Genomic DNA, 18,819 nt, shown 5'->3' on the forward strand with positions numbered 1-18,819 from the left:
GTTCCTTAACGCGCGCCGCCAAGCGTCTTGATGCCTTCGCCGAAGGTGGATTCGGTATCGCGCATCAGCGAGGAAATGCTCTCAAAGGCCCGGTTGACCTGAATGAGCTGCGTCATCTGGGAAATGCCGTTGACGTTCGACTGTTCGAGATAGCCCTGAACGACGCCGACCTCGTGATCGTTGACGACCGGTGTCGGCTGGGCCACGGGCTTCACGCCGCTATTGGGATGGCGCAGGAAACCTTGCGAGAAATCCGCCCTGAAGATGCCGAGCGTGGCGACGATGTTCTCGTTCTGCCTGATGGCACCGTCGAGACCGACGGTGATCGGTCCGCCATTCGGATTGAGCTGGATGGGACCGCCGCCGGCGTCAAGGACGGGATAACCGTTCGACGAGATCAGCGCGCCGTCCGGGCGCATGGTGAAACGGCCATCGCGGCTGAGAATCTGGCCATCAGGCGTTTCCATCGAGAACCAGGCGTCGCCCTTGATAGCGAAGTCGAAGGAATTGCCGGTCTGCTCGAAAGCGCCCTGGCGGGTGGAGAGATAGTCGTTGCCCTGTGAAACGAAGGCCACCTTGGCATTCATGTCATTGTGGTTCTTGGCGACCATTTCGTCGAATTTCACTTCGGAGCCGCGGAAGCCGACCGTGTTCACATTCGCCATATTATCGGAAATGGTGGTGAGACGGCGCTCCAGCGCGATCTGCGAGGACAGGGCGACATATAGTCCGGATTGCATATCATTTGCCTCCGAGTTTCAGGGAGTTGATGGAAATCAGCAGGTCCGGGGAAATGCCGTAGCCGCTGGAGGAGCCGAAAACGGCCAGGGGGTCGTAGGTCGTCGAGGGGTTTTGCATTTCCCACATGATGGTGAAACGCTCCAGCAGCTTGCCGACCTTTTCAGGATCCTGCAGATCCTTGATCTTGATGGATTTTTCGATGAGAGCGGCCTGTTTCTCGACACTTGCAGCGGCAAATTCGTCAGGCAGGTTGAAGGCTGTGCGGAACACCTGCGCGAGCGCGTCATCGGCCAGGAAATCCATGCCTGATTTGATCGTCGGTGCCTTGCGCTCGAAATAAAGGGCAAGCCGGACGCCGTTATTGTCATCGCCGGCTGTCTGCTCCAGCGTTTGGCGGGCATATTTCTCTATGGTGCCCGATTGTGCCGCCTCGGTCGTGGTCGCAGCTTTTCCCAGCTCGGCAAAATTCAGCGATTTCGCCAGATCCGCATAACGATTGTCGGAAAGCTTGTTGGCGAAGGCATTTTTGTCCGAGGTGCCTTCCGTCAGCACCTTGCGGATGAAGGCTTTCGCATAGGCCATGTCTTCAAGGCCATGGGCTTTCAGCGCGTAATTATAAAGGCGCGTATCGGCCATGAAGTCGTCGATGGATTTCACATCGCCGATTTTTGCCCGGTAATATTCGGTTTCGCGCGCCACGTCAGGCTGCTTCGACACGCGCTCAAGCGACTTGCCGATGTCCTGACTGATCAGTCTGTAGCTGGTGTAGGTGGAAGTCACTGAACCGCCGCTCTCGTTTGATCCCGATCTCTAGGCGCACGTCCGCCTTTGCCGGCATATTGCCGTAGCTTGCTTGTGCGAAACTGGTTGCGGGAGGAGCATGAAAGAGGCGTAGCGGACAGGTTCACGCAAGCCACATTTTCTAGAGATGGCGGCATGGAACACTGTTCGGGCGTGGTCGATCAATGAATATTGTAATTGGACTTATAATCACCTTCGGCTGCATCATCGGCGGCTACATGGCGATGGGCGGCCATCTGGACGTCCTCATTCAGCCGTTCGAACTGTTGATTATCGGCGGAGCGGGGCTTGGCGGCTTCATCATGGCGAACCCGATGAAGGTCGTGAAAGATTCGGGCAAGGCGCTCGGCGAGGCCTTCAAACACTCGGTCCCGAAGGAGCGCAACTATCTCGACGTGCTGGGCGTGCTTTATTCGCTGATGCGCGACCTGCGCACGAAATCGCGCAACGAGATCGAAGCGCATATCGACAATCCGGAAGAATCCTCGATCTTCCAGTCGGCGCCCTCGGTTCTGAAGAACAAGGAACTGACCTCGTTCATCTGCGACTACGTTCGTCTCATCATCATCGGCAATGCCCGCAGCCACGAAATCGAGGCGTTGATGGATGAAGAAATCGAAACCATCCTCTACGACAAGCTGAAACCTTACCACGCGATCACCACCATGGGCGATTCCTTCCCCGCCATCGGTATCGTCGCGGCGGTTCTCGGCGTCATCAAGGCCATGGGCAAGATCAACGAATCGCCGGAAGTCCTGGGTGGCCTGATCGGCGCCGCACTCGTCGGCACCATGCTCGGCATCATCCTGTCCTACTCGATCTGCAACCCGCTCGCATCGCAGGTCAAGATCGTCCGCTCCAAGCAGCACCGCCTCTATATCATCGTCAAGCAGACGCTGATCGCCTACATGAACGGCTCGGTGCCGCAGGTCGCGCTTGAATATGGCCGCAAGACCATCTCCAACTACGAGCGGCCGTCCATCGACGCCGTCGAGCAGGAGATGATGAATCCCGGCGGCGAAAACAAGGCGGCATGACAATGGCAAAAGCTGCAGCGCAAAGAGCCCCCGCCATCGACACCGCCCTGCTTGCGAAGCTGACGGGAGGACTTTCCGACCGCAAGACGATCGCCAGGATCGGCTCCGATATCGGTCATCTCTACAGCGAATTCCTGCCCGATATCTTTCACAGCGAGACCGGCATCGCGATCGACGTCGAATATATCGGTTCCGAATCGGGGCTGATGACCGATCTCATCGCCAATGTCGGTCAGAATGTATCGGTTGCCGATTGTTCGTTGCGCAACTGGTGCCCCAATTTCATGATGGCGGTCGGCAACGGCTTTGTCATCGCGCTCATGGAACGCATGCTGGGTGCGGCACCCGACACCATCGGCGAACCCGACGAGCGCAACCTGTCGCACATCGAGCTTGACCTTGCGGCCATGGTTCTTGGCCGCATCGCGGGCGTACTGCGTTCCGGCGTCAACGCGCCGGGCGGTTTCGAGGCGACAATCGACCCGCCGTTCAGTGCCAATGGAAAAAGCGCCTTCGACGAGATGATTGCCGGCCTTTACGGCGTCACCATCCGCATGAAGATCGATATCGGCAAGGTTTCGTCGGAGTTTTCTCTCATCGTGCCGCAGCGGCCACTGCTCAAGACCTCCATCGTCGCACCCAAGGCTTCGGCCCAGGCGCTGAAGAAGCAGGAGGAATGGATGGAGATGATCTCGCAGCAGGTGAAGAGATCGCAGGTAACACTCGAGGCGCGCATCAAGCTCGAAACGCTGACCTTGCGGACGATTTCCAAACTGGTGGCCGGCGATGTCATTCCGTTTCAGGATCTGAAGCAGGACGATATCGGCGTCGAGGTCAGCGCCAACGGCTCCAAGCTCTATAATTGCGAATTCGGCAAGTCCGGTGAGCGCTACATGGTTCGGGTGAAGAACAATGTCAGCACGGACGACGAGATTTTGCGACATCTGATGGGTTAAATCCTGCTCGCCCTTTCGGGGCTCTGGGCAGGCTGACGCAAGTTTCAAAGGGAATAATCAGCGCATGGCTACGAAGAAAACACCTGTGACCGATGATGCGGAGCTGCCGTCGCTGGAAGATGCCGGCGACCTCGACCAGGCTATCGGCGATCTGCGTGGCGTCCTCAAGACGGATGCAGAAGGTTCACTGTCCGATTTTGGCGACTTCGGCGATTTCGGAAGCGCGGATGATGCTTCCACCGACACCGACCTTTCTGCCTTCGGTGGCGGATCCGCCGATTTTGGAATGGATGATTTCGCTGCCGCCCCGCAGGTCGCGGGTGTGAAGGCGCCGCTTGGCAGCGGATTGTCCGAAAACATGGAACTGATCATGGACATCCCGATCGATGTCCAGATCGTTCTCGGCACCAGCCGTATGCTGGTTTCGGGGCTGATGAGCCTTGAAGAGGGTGCGACGATTGCGCTTGACCGCAAGATTGGCGAGCCGGTCGAGATCATGGTGAATGGCCGCCGTATTGCGCGCGGTGAGATAACGGTACTTGAAGACGACGATACGCGCTTCGGCGTAAAATTGATTGAAGTAATGAGTACCAGAAAAGCCTGATCCCTGTGGGGACGGAGAGGAAAGACCATGATGGACTTCGAGGATTTCGGTAACCCCCTTGCGGGCAAGCCGTTGTCTCAGGCCGACAAGGCGGCCGCGGTGCTGCTTGCCATGGGCAAGGGCGTCGCCGGCAAGCTGCTGAAGTTTTTCACGCAGCACGAATTGCAGATGATCATTTCCTCGGCCCAGACCCTGCGCGTCATTCCTCCGGATGAACTCGCGCAGATCGTGGCGGAGTTCGAAGACCTGTTCACCGAAGGAACGGGTCTCATGGACAATGCCAAGGCAATTGAAAGCATTCTCGAAGAAGGACTGACCCCTGAAGAGGTGGACAGCCTGCTTGGCCGCCGTGCCGCCTTCCAGGCCTATGAAGCCTCGATCTGGGATCGCCTGCAGGAAGCGGAGCCGGAATTCGTCGGCAAGTTCCTGCTGCGCGAGCATCCCCAGACCATCGCCTATATCCTCTCCATGCTGCCCTCGTCCTTCGGTGCCAAGGTTCTCCTGACCATTCCCGAAGAGCAGCGCGCCGATATCATGAACCGCACGGTGAACATGAAGGAAGTGAGCCCGACGGCTGCCCAGATCATCGAGAAGCGTGTGATCAATCTGATCAACGAGATCGAGGCGGAACGCAATGCGGGCGGCTCCACGAAGGTTGCCGATCTGATGAACGAGCTGGAAAAGCCGCAGGTCGATACGCTGCTCAGCTCGCTCGAGACGCTCAGCAAGGAAGCCGCAAACAAGGTCAAGCCGAAGATCTTCCTCTTCGACGACCTCATGTTCATGCCGCAGCGCAGCCGCGTCATGCTGCTCAACGATGTTTCGGCCGACGTTCTGACCATGGCGCTGCGTGGCGCCACGATGGAAATCAAGGAATGTGTGCTGTCCAGCATCAGCCCGCGCCAGCGCCGCATGATCGAATCGGATCTCGCCGTACCGCAGGCCTCGGTCAACACCCGCGAAGTGGCGATTGCCCGCCGCGCGGTCGCCCAGGAAGCTATCCGTCTGGCCAATTCCGGCCAGATCCAGCTGAAGGAAGCCGGCGCGGAAGAACAATCGGCCGCCGCTTGAGCGGAAGCCGGTTGATAACCCGCGCTTTGGACAGAACCGGCCATTGCGATGGCCGGTCTCGGGCGTTAGTTTCGGGATGGCGGCCTGCCGGGATCGGCGGGCCTTTTTTTGATCCCGGGAACGTGCCTTGGCAGACGATGAGGACAAGGACAGTAAAACAGAAGCCCCGACGGAGAAAAAGCTCCGCGATGCGGCTGAGAAGGGCAATCTTCCCTTCTCTCGGGAAGTGCCGATCTTTGCCTCGTCGCTCGCCTTTTACTGTTATCTGGTCTTCTTTTTGCCTGATGGCGCCGGCCGGCTTGGCGTCACGCTGAAAGACCTGTTCGGTCAGCCCGAACAATGGGACTTGAGCACCCGGCCTGATGCCCTGTCGCTGCTTTATTTCCTCGGCACGTCCATGGCCTATCTGCTCATGCCGGCCATGATCATGTTCATCGTCTTCGGCCTTGCCTCGTCGTTTCTCCAGAACCTGCCATCGCCAGTGCTTGAGAGGGTGCGTCCGCAATGGTCGCGCATCTCGCCGGCAAAGGGGTTCACGCGTATTTACAGCAAGCAGGGCTTCGTCGAATTCGGCAAGTCGCTGTTCAAGATATTGATCGTCTCGATCATCATGTTCATGTCGCTGCGCGGCGATTTCTACAGCCTCATCGACCTGATGTTTTCCGATCCGCAGGTGATTTTCGTCAGGGTCGTCGAGATCGTCAAAAAAATGATGATCGTGATCCTGCTTTCGACCGCATTGCTTGCCGCCGTCGATCTCTTGTGGACGCGCCACCACTGGTTCAGCCAGCTGAAGATGACGAAGCACGAGGTGAAGGAAGAATACAAGCAATCGCAGGGCGACCCCGTGGTCAAATCCCGCCAGCGTTCGATCGCCCGCGATCGCGCCCGCCGCCGCATGATCAACAATGTGCCGCGCGCAACACTTGTCATCGCCAACCCGACACACTTTGCGGTGGCGCTGCGTTACGTGCGCGAAGAAGGTGACGCGCCTGTCGTCGTCGCCAAGGGCCAGGACCTTATCGCATTGAAAATCCGCGAGATTGCGGAAGCAAACAATATCCCAGTTTTTGAAGACCCACCGCTCGCACGCTCCATGTTTGCGCAAGTCTCGATCGATAGTGTGATTCCACCAGCCTTTTATAAGGCTGTGGCTGAGCTCGTTCATCGGGTTTACGCCATGAAGTCATCGAAAATACGGGTTCAATAAAACCAATGAAAAAATCCGCCTATTCTGAACAGCGGGAAATGATCGTCGCAGAGGCGATCAACCCGATCGCTACCGAATTACGATTGCTAGACCCGGCAGACCTGATTTCGCTGCTCCGATTCGAGTGCTATGGCAGCATCGCCGACCTCGTCTCTTCCGCCGCTGAGCTTTATTATCATCCCGGCACGATCAATTTTGGTGCGGGCGGCGAATACAAGCTCGAATGGGAAGGCGCCCCCGAGATCGTTCTCGATCTCGAAATCAAACCGAAGGGTGCCACGGTCTACGCACAATTGATCCTCGCCAATGAACATGCGGCGGTCGAGATCAATCATGTTTCGTTTCAGAACCCGTCGGAAAACCCGGATGAGAATACCGAGTTCCTGCGCAGAAGCCTGATGGCGGCCCGATTCGTTGCGACCCGCCAGGGCGAAGCGGCCTGAATATCACCACCGGATGATTATCCTTTGCGACTGCCGAAATGGCGGTCGCAAAGGTTTTGTTTGATCGCTTTTTCGCCCGACCTTGCCTGAAGCCTGCAGCTTTGCGCAAAACCGACTGGGGAAGCGAGGAACGCCTTGCAAATCAGCGTTGTTGTTTGGTACCTATCGAATTAACGATTTGTTAACGAACGGCAGGTCGCGGTGGCTCATTTCAACCATCGCCGATGCGCATGATGCTCCTGCTCGTTTTCGGCGCTGCGCCGGATTTCTTCTGACATTTTGAATTGGGTGGAACCCATGACCAGCATTATGACCAATGCGGCGGCAATGGCCGCGCTGCAAACCTTGCGCATGATCGACAAGAGCCTCGAGACAACGCAGGCGCGTGTCTCTTCCGGTTACCGTGTCGAGACTGCGGCGGATAACGCGGCCTATTGGTCTATCTCCACGACCATGCGCTCGGACAACACGGCGCTTTCGGCCGTTCAGGATGCGCTGGGTCTGGGAGCCGCCAAGGTCGATACCGCCTTCGAGGCCGTTGAAAGCGCCATCGAAACGGTCAAGTCGCTGAAGGCGAAGCTGGTCGCCGCCTATGGTGTGGGCAGCAACCGAACGAAGATCCAGGAAGAAATCAAGCAGCTTCAGGACCAGCTGAAAAGCATTTCCGAATCGGCGTCGTTCTCCGGTGAAAACTGGCTCCAGGCGAAAATCGGCGATGGCAAGACGCCGGCGGCCGAAGAGCCGACCATCAAGAAGATCGTTGCCTCGTTTACCCGCACCGCTGCTGGCGCGGTGGGCGTAACGACGGTCGATTATTCGCTTGATTCGAGCACGGTGCTGTTCGATCTGAGCGGCGGAAAATTCGGCATTCTCGACACCGAGGCCCGCTTCCTCCGCAAGAACGAAACGTCGGTGACGATGCGCACGACGGACACACCCGCATTACCCGCACTTCCTACAGTGACCGACAAGAATTATGTGGTTGCTACGTTGAAGGATAGCGAAGTCGCTGCTTTGGCCGGCTTCAGTCTCAAGTCAACGGGCATTTATACGAATGCTGGCAGTACCCAGGGATATTTGAAGATCGGTGACGGCGTCTGGGTAAAACTTACCTCTACGGATCCGGCAAGTGCCACTGCTCCAACCACCGACAGCACCACTCCGGTCGCAACGACGACGTCGCCGAACACCAACTGGTACTACGATGTTTCCTCGGCAGTCGATCCCGACACCCGTAAACTGGGCATCTCGGTATCGACGCTCGACATCAACAAGCTGACCGACCTCGCCCAGAAAATGGGAACGATGACCGGAGAGCAATATACCGAAGCCGATGTGCTGGACGCGATGATGTCCTTTGTCGACGGACAGCTTGAAGCGATGACCAGCGCGGCATCCAGCCTTGGTTCGCTGCAGAGCCGCATCGATATGCAGGAAAACTTCGTTTCGAGCCTGATGGACGTGATCGACAAGGGTATTGGGCGCCTCGTCGATGCGGATATGAACGAGGAATCGACCAGGCTGAAGGCGCTGCAGACGCAGCAGCAGCTCGGCATCCAGTCGCTTTCGATCGCCAATGCCAACGCGGAAAATATCCTCCAGCTCTTCAAGTAACGGGTTTGGCCCGGCGTGGGCAGGTGCGGAGACAAGGCGCGGGCTTCCGGAACAGGCCGCCTTCATCCTCGCACAAGTTTGAACACCTAACGTCGGGGCAATATCGGCTGGATCGCATGGCGTGATCCGGCCGGAGTAATGGAAGAGACGGACAGGGTAGCAAGGATGACGGTGGTGCCGCCAAACGGCTTAAATCGCAGGCAAGGAAACATGTCTCGCCTCTCTGGCCAGTTTTGCCGGGGGCGTACATGAGCGCCTCCATTGCAAGATATCTCAAGGATTTCGGTGACAGCCAGCCCGCCGGGCTGGCGTTTGGCGATCCACTGGCGGATGCCGAGGGCATGTCCGGTTTCGGCGATGTCGCGGCCGGTTTCGATGAATTCGAGACCGTCGATGTCGAAAGCGAAAAACAGGCTGCCTATGCCCGTGGCCGCGACGAGGCGACCCGCGAAATCACTGAGAAGATGCAGGCCGAGCGGGACGCTTTAGTGGCTTCCCACGCGGCCGAACTGGAGACCCTGCGTTCCGTTTATCTCGAGGAGATCGCGGTTTTCCTGTCCCGTGGTCTGCGTGAGGGCATCGATGCGATCGCTTCCAATCTCAGCGAACAGACGGCCGGTATCCTTGCCCCGGTTCTGACGGAGGAGCTGTCGCTCAAGGCGGTTTCGGCGCTGGCGGATGTGGTGCGCGCTTCCATGCCGGATGGCGAGGCTGTCACGATTGTCGTCAAAGGTCCCAGAGATTTGTTCGAACATTTGAAGGCCCAACCGGGCTTCGAAGAAGAAACGATGAAATTTACCGAGACCACGGACATCGACCTTTCCGTCGAACTGGGTGAAAGCGTGTTCGTGACCCGCATGTCGGCCTGGGCGTCCAGTCTTCGCAAGGTGATGAAATGAGTGAAGGCGAAAATCACCACCACGGCAAAAACGAGATCATCATCGTCAAACGCCACAAGGGCGGGCACGATGGCGCCCATGGCGGCGCGTGGAAAATCGCCTATGCCGACTTCATGACGGCGATGATGGCGTTCTTCCTCGTCATGTGGTTGGTCAATGCCGCCAATGAGGAGACCAAGGCCTCGGTCGCCAGCTATTTCAATCCGATAAAACTGTCCGATGAAAAACCCTCGTCCAAGGGGCTGGAAAAGCCCGTGGACAAGGAAGAGGGTGTCCAGAAAAAGGACCAGTCGAATATCAAGGCGGAAAAGGTGACCCAGGGCTCTGCCGCGGCGACGGGTGAGGACCTGACGTCCCAGACTGGCGAACAGTCGAATTTCTCGGAAGCCGATTTCTTCGAGAACCCTTATTCGGTATTGGCGGAAATTGCCCAGCAGGTTGGGCAGCAGGCCAATGTCAGCGCCAAGGGCGAAGGCGGTGCTGCCGATTCCGGCCCGGCGACGGGCGCAAGCGGTGGTGAAGCCTATCGCGACCCCTTCGATCCCGATTTCTGGACCCAGCAGGTGAAGATTACCCGCGCCGACCAGCAGCAGAACCCGACGGAGCCGCAGCAGACGGCGGAGAAGCAGCAGGATGCGGAGAAGGATGCCGAAGCGGTGTTAGCTGCAGCGTCTCAAAAGCCCGCTGATCATTCGCAAGACGGCAAGCCGATGGAAGTTGCTGCCGTTGTGCCGCAGCAGCGCCCGGACGCCACCGAGCAGGCCGCGCTCGTAAAATCTCAGCCGGATGAGAAACAAGCCGCGGATGAGAAGCAACCCACTGACGCCGAATGGCAAAAAGCCGACACGCTGCGCGAAGAAATTGAAAAGCAGATTTCAGGCATTACCGGCAGGCTCTCTGAAGGCCTGGTGGTGACGCCGGCCGAAGGCGGGTTGCTGCTGACCATTTCCGACCAGTCGGAGACGCCGATGTTCAACGTCGGGTCGGCCGTACCCCGGGGTGAAATGGTTCTGGCCATGGAAAAGATCGGCAAGTTGCTTCAGGAGCGTGGCGGCAGCGTGGTGATCCGCGGCCACACCGACGGACGGCAGTTCAAGGGTGAAGCCAATGACAACTGGCGGCTCTCCATGGATCGAGCGCATAGCGCCTATTACATGCTGGTGCGTGGCGGCCTGTCGGAAGAGCGGGTGAAGCAGGTTTCGGGCTTTGCGGATCGCAGATTGCAGGTGCCGGCAGACCCTCTGGCGGATGCCAACCGCCGTATCGAAATCCTGCTTGAGGCTGATCGGGGGTGAGTGTGACGAAATCCTCGAAACGCTGGCTTTTTCTCGCGGCGACGCTTTGCGGTCTTGGTGCCGAGCCGATCAAGGCATTCTCGCAATCGCAAGACAGCCTCATGCCCTATGCCATGTTGCGCTCCCTGCAGTTCGTGCAGGATTCGGTTGCCATGGGCGACCATTCGGCAACGGAAATGCAGCGGTTCCTGCTCCAGACGATCGATGAGCGGCTTAAAAGTGCACCGTCGGCGATCTTCAAGGATCCGCGTAATGTCGATGCGGCGCTTGTCTATGCCATGAGCGGCGGTAATCCGGCGACGCTGGAATTGCTGGTCGCGCGCGATGTGGACGGCAATTTCGACAGTCGCGTCGCCGATATCCTGCGCAAATACCTCTCGGGCAAGGGAACGCTGGTGGCGCAGAGCATTGCAGCCATGGTGCCCGAATATCGCGGCACCCGGATCGGCGCCTATCTGGCACTGATCGGCGGTAATGTGACGATCCCGCGTGATCCGCTGGCGGCCCTCGGTTTTTACGACATAGCCCGGCTCGAAGCGCCAGGCACCATCGTCGAGGAGGCCGCTCTTCGCCGCTCTCTGGCGATTGCGGTTGAAGACGGTGATGCGGCGCGCGGTGTTGATTATGCGCAGCGTTACGCGCGGCGCTTCCTGCATTCCCCCTATGCCAGCCAGTTTGCAGATCTTCTGGTCTCGCTGGTGGTCAAGCGGGCGGATTCCATCAGCGAGGAAGCGATACAGGAAACATTCGCCATGATGGACACGGAGAGGCAGAAGGAAGCCTATCTGCGTCTCTCCCGTGTGGCGGCAATCAGCGGCAAGGACGGGCTGGCACGCATGGCGGCGCTGAAGGCGAAAGCTCTGTCTCCCGCCCTGCCGGACCAGCCGGAAGCGCAGGCAAATCTTTATGAAAGCCTTTCCAACATCGGCACGCCCGATGTGGTGAGTGCGATTGAGACAATCGTGCAGATCCCCGAAGGGCAGCTTTCGGATCGCGACAGGGCGCTGCGGGATGCAGCAAGGGCGATCGCCGAGCAAGTGGTTCGCCCACCCTCGTTGCAGCCGGGGCAGCCCGGCGCCGAGGTCGGCGCTGCGATTACCCAGCAGGATGCCAGACAGAACCCATCCTCGAATGGGGCAGCTGGCACTGGCGAAAAGAGCATATGGCGGGTTGAAACCCACAAGGCTGACGATGAGGGCGAGGATGTGCGGCAACTCGTAACGAGCGGCCGCAGCAAGCTTGATGAAATCGACAGCCTGTTGAAGAAAGGCGAGGGGGCACCATGATCGACGGAACCATCAACGCGATAGTGAATGCGCCGTATAATGATCCGCGTGCCGGCAGCGCCGCTGTCAGGGACGATGCCAAGGGCGGAAGTTTCGGCGAGGCGCTGTCCACCGTTCGCGATGAGCGCCCAACGCAGGCACCGCATTCCCGCCATCAGCAGGAAGCAGGTTCGGCTGAGGAGCAGCACGCGCAGCCAGAAGGTGGCGAAGAGGAAACAAAGACGCCGGTCAAGCGGCCTGCGACCTTCCTGAATGTAATCGGCAACGACCATTCCGCAGAAGGCCGCAGCCATGAGATGGCAGGCGAACTTCAGAACGCGGGGAAACCGGCGCGCACATCGGTCGAAAACGGCAAGACCGGCAAGAAGCTCAAGGACGACGCCGACAAGGATACGGAAACGACGGCGGATGCCATTGATCCGAAACTGGCGGATTTGAATAAGATCGCGACCAGTGTCGGCGATATCGCAACAGCCAAGACACCGCTTGAGGAAATCGCGCAGGCGATCGCCGGCAAGGCCGATCCGGTCAAGTCCGACAGGACCGAGACTGTCCGTGGCAAGACGGAGCCTTCGCCCAAGGACATGCCGACACGAGCCGAGCTTGCTGGCGATGAGGCCGAATCCGGCTCGGATAGTGAAAACGGTGCTTCGGCATTCCGCTTCGCCTCCGCGCGCTCCGGGACGTCCCGTGCACTCGATATGAGCACGGTTCAGCGTGAAGGCCGCGTTGAATTTGATGCCCGGGAGAGCACCGGCAAGGCGGCCGATACCATAACGGTGCTCGATTCACGGCGGTTTATCGGCCTGGCGCCATCGACCAACGCATCGGCACTGACCGGTCTCATCGCCAATGATCCGGAATGGGTCAGCGCCATGCAGCCCGGCTCGTCGCTTTCCAACGCCGCTGCCCAGAGCAGCACAGGCAAGGTTGTCCATACGCTGAAGCTGCATATGACGCCGATCGAGCTTGGATCGGTGACGATGTCACTGCGTCTGGCCGGTGACGAGCTCGCCGTTCACATGACGGTGGAGAGCGTTGCGGCCTATAAAAAGCTTCAGGAAGACAGCAAGAGCATTCTTGATGGCCTGAAAGCGCAGGGTCTGACGGTCGATAACATCACCATCAGCATCTCTTCTTCCGACAAGAGTGACCAAACGGGCACACAAGGCAACAATCAGCAAAATCAGCAGGCGCAGCAGCAGGGCCAGCAGGCAGCTGCGGGCCGCAACCGTGACGAGTCCGGCGCACGCGATGGCCGGCAAGGCAATGGTGATAATTTGGGGGTGCATAATGAAGGCATGGATGGCGCTCTCGGCTCTGGCCGTTCTTCTGCTGACAATGGCGTCTACCTCTGAAAAAGCCTCGGCTTCGGCAACATCAGGTGTCTGTGAAAGGGAAATCCAGTCCGCCGCCCGCAAATATGGCGTGCCGGAGGGAATTCTCTATTCCGTTGGCCTGACCGAGACGGGCCGTAAGGGGCGGCTTGACCCCAATGCCATGAATATTGAAGGAAAACCGGTATTTGCCGCATCCACGGAGGAGGCATTGACCACTTTCGAGACGGCGAAGCGCAATGGCGCCAAGCTGATCGACCTCGGATGCATGCAGATAAACCACTATTTTCACGGCGAAAACTTCACGTCCGCGCGCGAAATGTTCGATCCGCGCCGCAATGTCGAATATGCCGCCATGTTCCTGCGCAACCTCCATAACAGGCATGAAACCTGGACCATGGCGGTTGCCCGTTACCATGCCGGTCCGAACAATGACCCCGCGCAGAAGAAATATGTCTGTCGGGTCATCGCCAATCTGGTGGCGACCGGTTACGGAAAATGGACTGCCAACGCGAAAAATTTCTGCGACGGATAACAACCTGAAATTGTCTTTAAGGGTCGTAGGACTCGTAATTTGAAATGTGGCGATAGATTGATCAAAAAAAGGCGTTGCAAGCGGTTTTTTCGGATTTTTAAAATTTTTACACAAAAATTTTGTGCCATATATGGTTAACAACCACTATATATAGATCAAATCGGCACAAAATAGTTAATCAATTATTAATAACTATCGATGATTTCCTACAGTTGTCGCTGAATCCCCCGATTCTTATCAATGCCTCATTGGAAAACACCACACTGATTCGGAGGCGGACGAATGATCGTAGTGGTTGATGAGCGCGAGCTCGTTAAAGACGGCTATACATCTCTATTTGGGCGTGAGGGCATCCCCTCAACCGGGTTCGATCCGGTTGAATTCGGGGAATGGGTCTCGACGGCGGCGGAAAGCGATCTTGCGGCCGTGGAGGCCTTTTTGATCGGCCAGGGCGACCGGAGCTTCTCTTTGCCGAAGGCGATCAGGGATCGCACGACGGCGCCGGTTATCGCGGTCAGCGACCAGCCCTCGCTGGAATCGACGCTGGCACTGTTCGACAGCGGCGTCGACGATGTCGTGCGCAAACCGGTTCACCCCCGTGAAATCCTGGCGCGTGCGGCGGCGATCCGTCGCCGGCTGCAGGTCATCTCCAACTTCACCGATGCCGGACCTATCCGGGTTTTTTCCGATGGCCGTGATCCGGAAGTCGGTGGTGAAGTATTTCCCTTGCCGCGCCGCGAGCGCCGCATCCTGGAATATTTGATCGCCAATCGCGGACGCCGCGTCTCCAAGACGCAGATTTTCAATGCCATCTACGGCATTTTCGATGACGACGTCGAAGAGAATGTCGTCGAAAGCCACATCAGCAAGCTGCGCAAGAAACTGCGCAAGAAGCTCGGCTACGACCCGGTCGATTCCAAGCGGTTCCTCGGCTACAGCATTGATTGGCAATGATCTTCATTGACCCGCGTGGTCTTTTTCAAACGCGGTATTTCAGACAGCTTCACGCAAGCCAAACGCTTTACCTTCTCCCTGAAAGATGACCACGAGGGTTTTTGAATGAGTATTTTCGGCACTATGCGAACCGGTGTGTCCGGCATGAATGCGCAGGCGAACAAGCTGGGCACCGTGGGCGACAACATCGCCAACGCAAGCACCACCGGCTACAAGCGCGCATCGACGTCGTTCTCCTCGCTCGTTCTGCCCTCTTCGTCGGGCAGCTATGCCTCCGGCGGCGTGCAGTCCAACGTACGCTATAGCATTTCGGAGCAGGGCAACCTCTCCTACACCACCTCGAGCACCGATCTTGCCATCCAGGGCAACGGGTTCTTCGTGGTTCAGGATGGTGCAGGCACGCCTTACCTCACACGCGCCGGTTCCTTCGTGAAGAATGCCGAAGGTTATCTGGAAAACGCAGCGGGCTTCCAGCTGATGGGTTACCCCTACGGCTCCAACCCGCCGGCTGCCGTCGTTAACGGCTTTACCGGTCTTGAGGCCATCAACGTCAACAACTTCGGTCTGACGGCATCGCCCTCGACGCAGGGCAGCTTCCCGGCCAACCTTAATCGTGACGAAGCAATCGTGCCGACGGGTTCGCGCCCCAGTGACAACGTCGCAACCGCAAAGATCGGCGCAAAGACATCGCTGACTGCATTCGACAGTGGTGGTGCCAAAGTCCTTTACGATTTCTATTACACGCGCATCGACAATGACGCGTCCGGCAATCCGCAATGGGAAGTGTCGGTCTATCGTCAGGATCAGTCGACGAATGGCGGTTTCCCGTATACGGCAACACCGGCTGCAAATCTGGTGCAGGAGAAGGTAACGCTGGTCTTCGATCCGGCGACCAACAAGCTGAAAACCGGAACCCCTGCATCTCCGACATCCATCACCATCGACGACCAGGTCAGCGGCGTACCGCAGTCGATCAAGATCGATCTGTCCGAAATGACGCAGTTCTCCTCGAAGTTCACGCCCGGCACCGCGATCCTGAACGGTAATGGTCCGAGCCAGATCAAGGATGTCGAAATCGGCAAGGACGGTGTGGTGACCGCGGTTTACCAGGATGGTGGCCGCCGCAACATCTACCAGCTGGCGCTGGCAACCGTGCCGAGCGTCGACAACCTCAGCCCGCAGAACGGCAACGTTTATCTGCCCAGCAACGAGTCGGGCGTCGTTACCATCGGTTTCGCGCAGACGGGCAGCTTCGGTTACATCCAGAAGGGTGCACTGGAAGGCTCAAACGTCGATATCGCCAGTGAACTCACCGACATGATTGAATCCCAGCGTATCTATACCGCGAATTCGAAGGTCTTCCAGACTGGATCGGATTTGATGGATGTCCTGATCAATCTGAAGAGATAGTAATTCCTACGAGGACAGATGAATGTCGCTCACGTCAGCAATGAATACTGCGCAGTCGATTTTCAATAATACAGGTAAGCAGACAGACGTTACTTCGAAGAATATTGCCAATGTCGGCAATGCGAATTACGTCAAGCGAACCGCCATTCTCGGCACGACCATGGCCGGAGCGAGTATCGTCTCCAATGGCCGTGCCCAGAATGAAAGTCTTCTCAGGCAGACGATCTCCAGCGCCTCGCTGGCCACCGGTCAGAACACCGTTCTGACCGGCCTTGAGGAGATGAAGAGCATTTTCGGCGGCAACAATTATGAAAGTTCGCCGTCCACCTACATGAAGGAATTGCTGAAGAGCCTGAGCGGTTACGCCGCCAAGCCGAGCAATGCTGCCCTTGCGGCAACGGCTGTGACCTCGGCGGCGGATGTCGCCAGTTCCCTGAACAAGGCGTCTTCCGAATTGCAGGCGATGCGTTTGCGTGCCGACAAGGAAATCTCCCTTCAGGTCGACAAGCTGAACGGCCTGCTTGCAAAATTCGAGGAAGCCAATAACGAGGTCAAGGCGCAGACGGCGATCGGCGGGGATCCGAGCGACGCCCTTGATCAGCGCGAGACCCTGTTGAAGGACATTTCGTCCATCATCGGCATCAATGTCGTCAATCGTCCAAACAACGATGTGGCGCTTTACACGACGGAAGGCGCAACCCTCTTCGAGGTGGTACCGCGCAAGGTCACCTTCAAGGCGCAGCCGGGTTACGATGCGACGACCACGGGCAATGCGATCTATGTGGACGGCGTGGCGCTCAAGGCCGGCAATGGCAGCAACACGACGGCGGAAGGATCACTGCAGGGTCTGATGCAGGTTCGCGACGATCTGGCGCCGACCATGCAAAGCCAGCTCGACGAAATCGCCCGTGGCCTGATCTCCATGTTTGCGGAAAAGCCGATCACGCAGCCGGCACCGCCCGCGACGCCCCTGACGGCGAAACCTGGCCTCTTCACATGGGCGGGAGCAACGGCCACAAGCGAAATTCCTCCCGCTGGCGTTATCGTTCCGGGACTTGCTGCCAGCATTAACGTCAACTCCGCGTTAATTATTTCGAAAGGTGGAAACCCGGAATTGTTGCGCGACGGCGGCATCAACGGTACCGCTTATATTGTCAATACCACAGCTACGGGCGGCACTGGCTTTTCCGCCCTGATCGACAGCTATGTGACCGCATTCGACGCGCCCATGAATTTTGCCGCGTCGACACGTATCGATACGAATACCAGCATTTTGAAATACGGCACCAACTCGATGGGTTGGCTCGAACAGGAACGATCCGGCGCGACTTCGGCGAACGAAGCGAAAAGCGCGCTCTATGAGCGCTCCGCCGCCTCCTATTCGAACAACACGGCGGTGAGCCTGGATGAGGAGCTGTCGCTGCTCATGGATATCGAGCAGTCTTACAAGGCAGCCACCAAGCTGGTGACCACCGTCGATGAAATGCTCAAGTCCTTGATGGACATGGTGAGGTAAAAGATGAAAACGTCATTCATTTCATCGCTGGCGATGCAGAACAGCATGCGCAGCACCATCCTCAAAGCCCAGCTTGAGATGACCAAGCTCAATACCGAACTGACAACGGGCAAGCACGCGGATCTCGGCGTCACGCTCGGCGCCAACACGGCCCGCAGCCTCGATCTCAATCGGGATGTGGAGCGGATTTCGTCGCTTGTCACGGTCAATTCCTTTGCGACGCAACGTCTTGAATCGTCGCAGACGGCATTGGACGGCATGGCAAAGGCCGCCCAGGAAATCCTCGGCGTTCTGGTGCCGAATACGAGCAGCGCGCAGCCCACGCTTGCCACCGTCAACCAGAAAATTACCAATGCGCTCAATAATTTCACCAGCTTCGCGAACACTGCCGTCGATGGCGAATATCTGTTTTCCGGCACGAATACGGATGTGAAGCCGGTCGATGACTATTTCGCCGATGGTTCGACGCTGAAGACCGCTTATAATGACGAGCTGAACCATTTCATGGCGACGCAGACGCCGCCGGTCGGAAGCATCGCCAACCTGTCCAAGGATCAGGTCAATGCCTTCATGACCCATGTGGAAGGCGTATTCAACGGCACCACGACGGTCACCAATCCGCCGCATAGCAGTCTTGCCACCGGTCAGAACGTTGATTTCTGGACGACGTTCGGCTCCAAGGCCAGCGACACCAACATGACGAGCCGGATCAGCCAGAACGAAGTGATCGAGACATCGACCAACAGCAATTCGCAGGGCATGCGTTATTTCGCGATGACGGCAATGACGGCGATGACCTTCCTCGATGACAAGGTTCCGAGCGATGTCCGTGAAGCTGTCGCCACCCGCGCGGTTACGACAATCGGTACTGCAATCGACGGTTTGAACCAGCAGGCCAGCGGCCTCGGTCTCTCTCAGGAACGTGTCAAGAAGTCGAACGACTCTTTGGCGGCGCAGAAGAAGATCATCGAGACGCATCTGCTGGATATCGAAGGTATCGATACCTACGAAGCGAAGACCCGTCTCGACCTGCTGCAGCAGCAGATCGAAATCGCCTACAGCCTGACGTCGCGTCTGCAAAAAATGAGTCTGGTGAACTACCTCTGATGA

General features: G+C 57.8%; 18 protein-coding genes. 16 read left to right on the plus strand and 2 right to left on the minus strand.

Annotated elements, in window-relative coordinates; genetic code table 11:
* Positions 1-5: 5 nt before the first annotated feature.
* Both flgF and PL640_RS02295 read right to left on the minus strand, forming a co-directional pair.
* Complete coding sequence (gene flgF / locus PL640_RS02290) at positions 6-740, minus strand: flagellar basal-body rod protein FlgF (RefSeq protein WP_142841128.1); 735 nt, start codon at positions 738-740, stop codon at positions 6-8.
* Position 741: 1 nt separating this feature from the next.
* Positions 742-1,521 (minus strand): DUF1217 domain-containing protein, encoded by a 780-nt coding sequence (locus tag PL640_RS02295; RefSeq protein WP_271360671.1) that lies wholly within the window; start codon positions 1,519-1,521, stop codon positions 742-744.
* Between the two features lie 185 nt (positions 1,522-1,706).
* Here PL640_RS02295 and motA point away from each other — a divergent pair, with 185 nt between their 5' ends.
* The 16 genes from motA (at position 1,707) to PL640_RS02375 (ending at position 18,816) form a co-directional block, all read left to right on the plus strand.
* A complete protein-coding gene (motA, locus tag PL640_RS02300; RefSeq protein ID WP_046800586.1) occupies positions 1,707-2,579 on the plus strand; it encodes a flagellar motor stator protein MotA in 873 nt (290 codons plus the stop codon).
* Positions 2,576-3,535, plus strand: coding sequence for a FliM/FliN family flagellar motor switch protein (locus tag PL640_RS02305; RefSeq protein WP_269698657.1), 960 nt, complete (start codon positions 2,576-2,578; stop codon positions 3,533-3,535). The genes motA and PL640_RS02305 overlap by 4 nt, the downstream gene beginning before the upstream one ends.
* Positions 3,536-3,599: 64 nt before the next feature.
* A complete protein-coding gene (gene fliN, locus PL640_RS02310; RefSeq protein ID WP_271360673.1) occupies positions 3,600-4,139 on the plus strand; it encodes a flagellar motor switch protein FliN in 540 nt (179 codons plus the stop codon).
* Positions 4,140-4,166: 27 nt separating this feature from the next.
* Positions 4,167-5,210, plus strand: a complete 1,044-nt coding sequence (gene fliG, locus PL640_RS02315; protein ID WP_046800589.1) for a flagellar motor switch protein FliG — start codon at positions 4,167-4,169, stop codon at positions 5,208-5,210.
* 127 nt (positions 5,211-5,337) lie between these two features.
* A complete protein-coding gene (gene flhB / locus PL640_RS02320; protein ID WP_271360674.1) occupies positions 5,338-6,420 on the plus strand; it encodes a flagellar biosynthesis protein FlhB in 1,083 nt (360 codons plus the stop codon).
* A 5-nt stretch (positions 6,421-6,425) separates the two neighbouring features.
* Positions 6,426-6,863 carry a hypothetical protein gene (locus PL640_RS02325; protein ID WP_142841134.1) on the plus strand — a complete coding sequence of 146 codons (438 nt, stop codon included), beginning with the start codon at positions 6,426-6,428 and terminating at the stop codon, positions 6,861-6,863.
* Between the two features lie 297 nt (positions 6,864-7,160).
* Complete coding sequence (locus PL640_RS02330; protein WP_271360675.1) at positions 7,161-8,477, plus strand: flagellin N-terminal helical domain-containing protein; 1,317 nt, start codon at positions 7,161-7,163, stop codon at positions 8,475-8,477.
* 248 nt (positions 8,478-8,725) lie between these two features.
* Positions 8,726-9,376: a hypothetical protein gene (locus PL640_RS02335; RefSeq protein ID WP_271360676.1), complete on the plus strand. Its 651-nt coding sequence runs from the start codon at positions 8,726-8,728 to the stop codon at positions 9,374-9,376.
* Positions 9,373-10,671 carry a MotB family protein gene (locus PL640_RS02340; RefSeq protein WP_271360677.1) on the plus strand — a complete coding sequence of 433 codons (1,299 nt, stop codon included), beginning with the start codon at positions 9,373-9,375 and terminating at the stop codon, positions 10,669-10,671. The genes PL640_RS02335 and PL640_RS02340 overlap by 4 nt, the downstream gene beginning before the upstream one ends.
* Complete coding sequence (motC, locus tag PL640_RS02345; RefSeq protein WP_271360678.1) at positions 10,668-11,957, plus strand: chemotaxis protein MotC; 1,290 nt, start codon at positions 10,668-10,670, stop codon at positions 11,955-11,957. The genes PL640_RS02340 and motC overlap by 4 nt, the downstream gene beginning before the upstream one ends.
* Positions 11,954-13,315 carry a flagellar hook-length control protein FliK gene (gene fliK, locus PL640_RS02350; protein WP_271360679.1) on the plus strand — a complete coding sequence of 454 codons (1,362 nt, stop codon included), beginning with the start codon at positions 11,954-11,956 and terminating at the stop codon, positions 13,313-13,315. Before motC ends, fliK begins: the two co-directional genes overlap by 4 nt.
* The gene (locus PL640_RS02355) at positions 13,263-13,829 is read left to right on the plus strand and encodes a lytic transglycosylase domain-containing protein (protein ID WP_271361436.1); all 567 of its coding nucleotides are present in this window, start codon (positions 13,263-13,265) and stop codon (positions 13,827-13,829) included. The genes fliK and PL640_RS02355 overlap by 53 nt, the downstream gene beginning before the upstream one ends.
* Before the next feature lie 282 nt (positions 13,830-14,111).
* Complete coding sequence (locus PL640_RS02360) at positions 14,112-14,783, plus strand: response regulator transcription factor (RefSeq protein WP_046800597.1); 672 nt, start codon at positions 14,112-14,114, stop codon at positions 14,781-14,783.
* 105 nt (positions 14,784-14,888) lie between these two features.
* Positions 14,889-16,193, plus strand: a complete 1,305-nt coding sequence (locus PL640_RS02365) for a flagellar hook protein FlgE (protein WP_269698647.1) — start codon at positions 14,889-14,891, stop codon at positions 16,191-16,193.
* 22 nt (positions 16,194-16,215) lie between these two features.
* Complete coding sequence (flgK, locus tag PL640_RS02370) at positions 16,216-17,709, plus strand: flagellar hook-associated protein FlgK (protein WP_142841147.1); 1,494 nt, start codon at positions 16,216-16,218, stop codon at positions 17,707-17,709.
* A gap of 3 nt (positions 17,710-17,712) precedes the next feature.
* On the plus strand, positions 17,713-18,816 hold the full coding sequence (locus PL640_RS02375) for a flagellar hook-associated family protein (RefSeq protein ID WP_271360680.1): 1,104 nt from the start codon (positions 17,713-17,715) through the stop codon (positions 18,814-18,816).
* The last annotated feature ends 3 nt before the right edge of the window (positions 18,817-18,819 follow it).

The organism is Agrobacterium sp. ST15.16.024 (assembly GCF_027956545.1).
GTDB lineage: Bacteria > Pseudomonadota > Alphaproteobacteria > Rhizobiales > Rhizobiaceae > Agrobacterium > Agrobacterium cucumeris.

What these genes read in the sequence shown, in the direction of transcription:
- PL640_RS02360 (WP_046800597.1), top strand. Translation starts at nt 14,112, where the DNA reads ATGATCGTAGTGGTTGATGAGCGCGAGCTCGTTAAAGACGGCTATACA.
- flgF (WP_142841128.1), bottom strand. Translation starts at nt 740, where the DNA reads ATGCAATCCGGACTATATGTCGCCCTGTCCTCGCAGATCGCGCTGGAG.
- PL640_RS02375 (WP_271360680.1), top strand. Translation starts at nt 17,713, where the DNA reads ATGAAAACGTCATTCATTTCATCGCTGGCGATGCAGAACAGCATGCGC.
- PL640_RS02305 (WP_269698657.1), top strand. Translation starts at nt 2,576, where the DNA reads ATGACAATGGCAAAAGCTGCAGCGCAAAGAGCCCCCGCCATCGACACC.
- PL640_RS02355 (WP_271361436.1), top strand. Translation starts at nt 13,263, where the DNA reads ATGGCGCTCTCGGCTCTGGCCGTTCTTCTGCTGACAATGGCGTCTACC.
- fliG (WP_046800589.1), top strand. Translation starts at nt 4,167, where the DNA reads ATGATGGACTTCGAGGATTTCGGTAACCCCCTTGCGGGCAAGCCGTTG.
- fliK (WP_271360679.1), top strand. Translation starts at nt 11,954, where the DNA reads ATGATCGACGGAACCATCAACGCGATAGTGAATGCGCCGTATAATGAT.
- PL640_RS02340 (WP_271360677.1), top strand. Translation starts at nt 9,373, where the DNA reads ATGAGTGAAGGCGAAAATCACCACCACGGCAAAAACGAGATCATCATC.
- PL640_RS02335 (WP_271360676.1), top strand. Translation starts at nt 8,726, where the DNA reads ATGAGCGCCTCCATTGCAAGATATCTCAAGGATTTCGGTGACAGCCAG.
- PL640_RS02365 (WP_269698647.1), top strand. Translation starts at nt 14,889, where the DNA reads ATGAGTATTTTCGGCACTATGCGAACCGGTGTGTCCGGCATGAATGCG.
- PL640_RS02330 (WP_271360675.1), top strand. Translation starts at nt 7,161, where the DNA reads ATGACCAGCATTATGACCAATGCGGCGGCAATGGCCGCGCTGCAAACC.
- flgK (WP_142841147.1), top strand. Translation starts at nt 16,216, where the DNA reads ATGTCGCTCACGTCAGCAATGAATACTGCGCAGTCGATTTTCAATAAT.
- motA (WP_046800586.1), top strand. Translation starts at nt 1,707, where the DNA reads ATGAATATTGTAATTGGACTTATAATCACCTTCGGCTGCATCATCGGC.
- fliN (WP_271360673.1), top strand. Translation starts at nt 3,600, where the DNA reads ATGGCTACGAAGAAAACACCTGTGACCGATGATGCGGAGCTGCCGTCG.
- PL640_RS02325 (WP_142841134.1), top strand. Translation starts at nt 6,426, where the DNA reads ATGAAAAAATCCGCCTATTCTGAACAGCGGGAAATGATCGTCGCAGAG.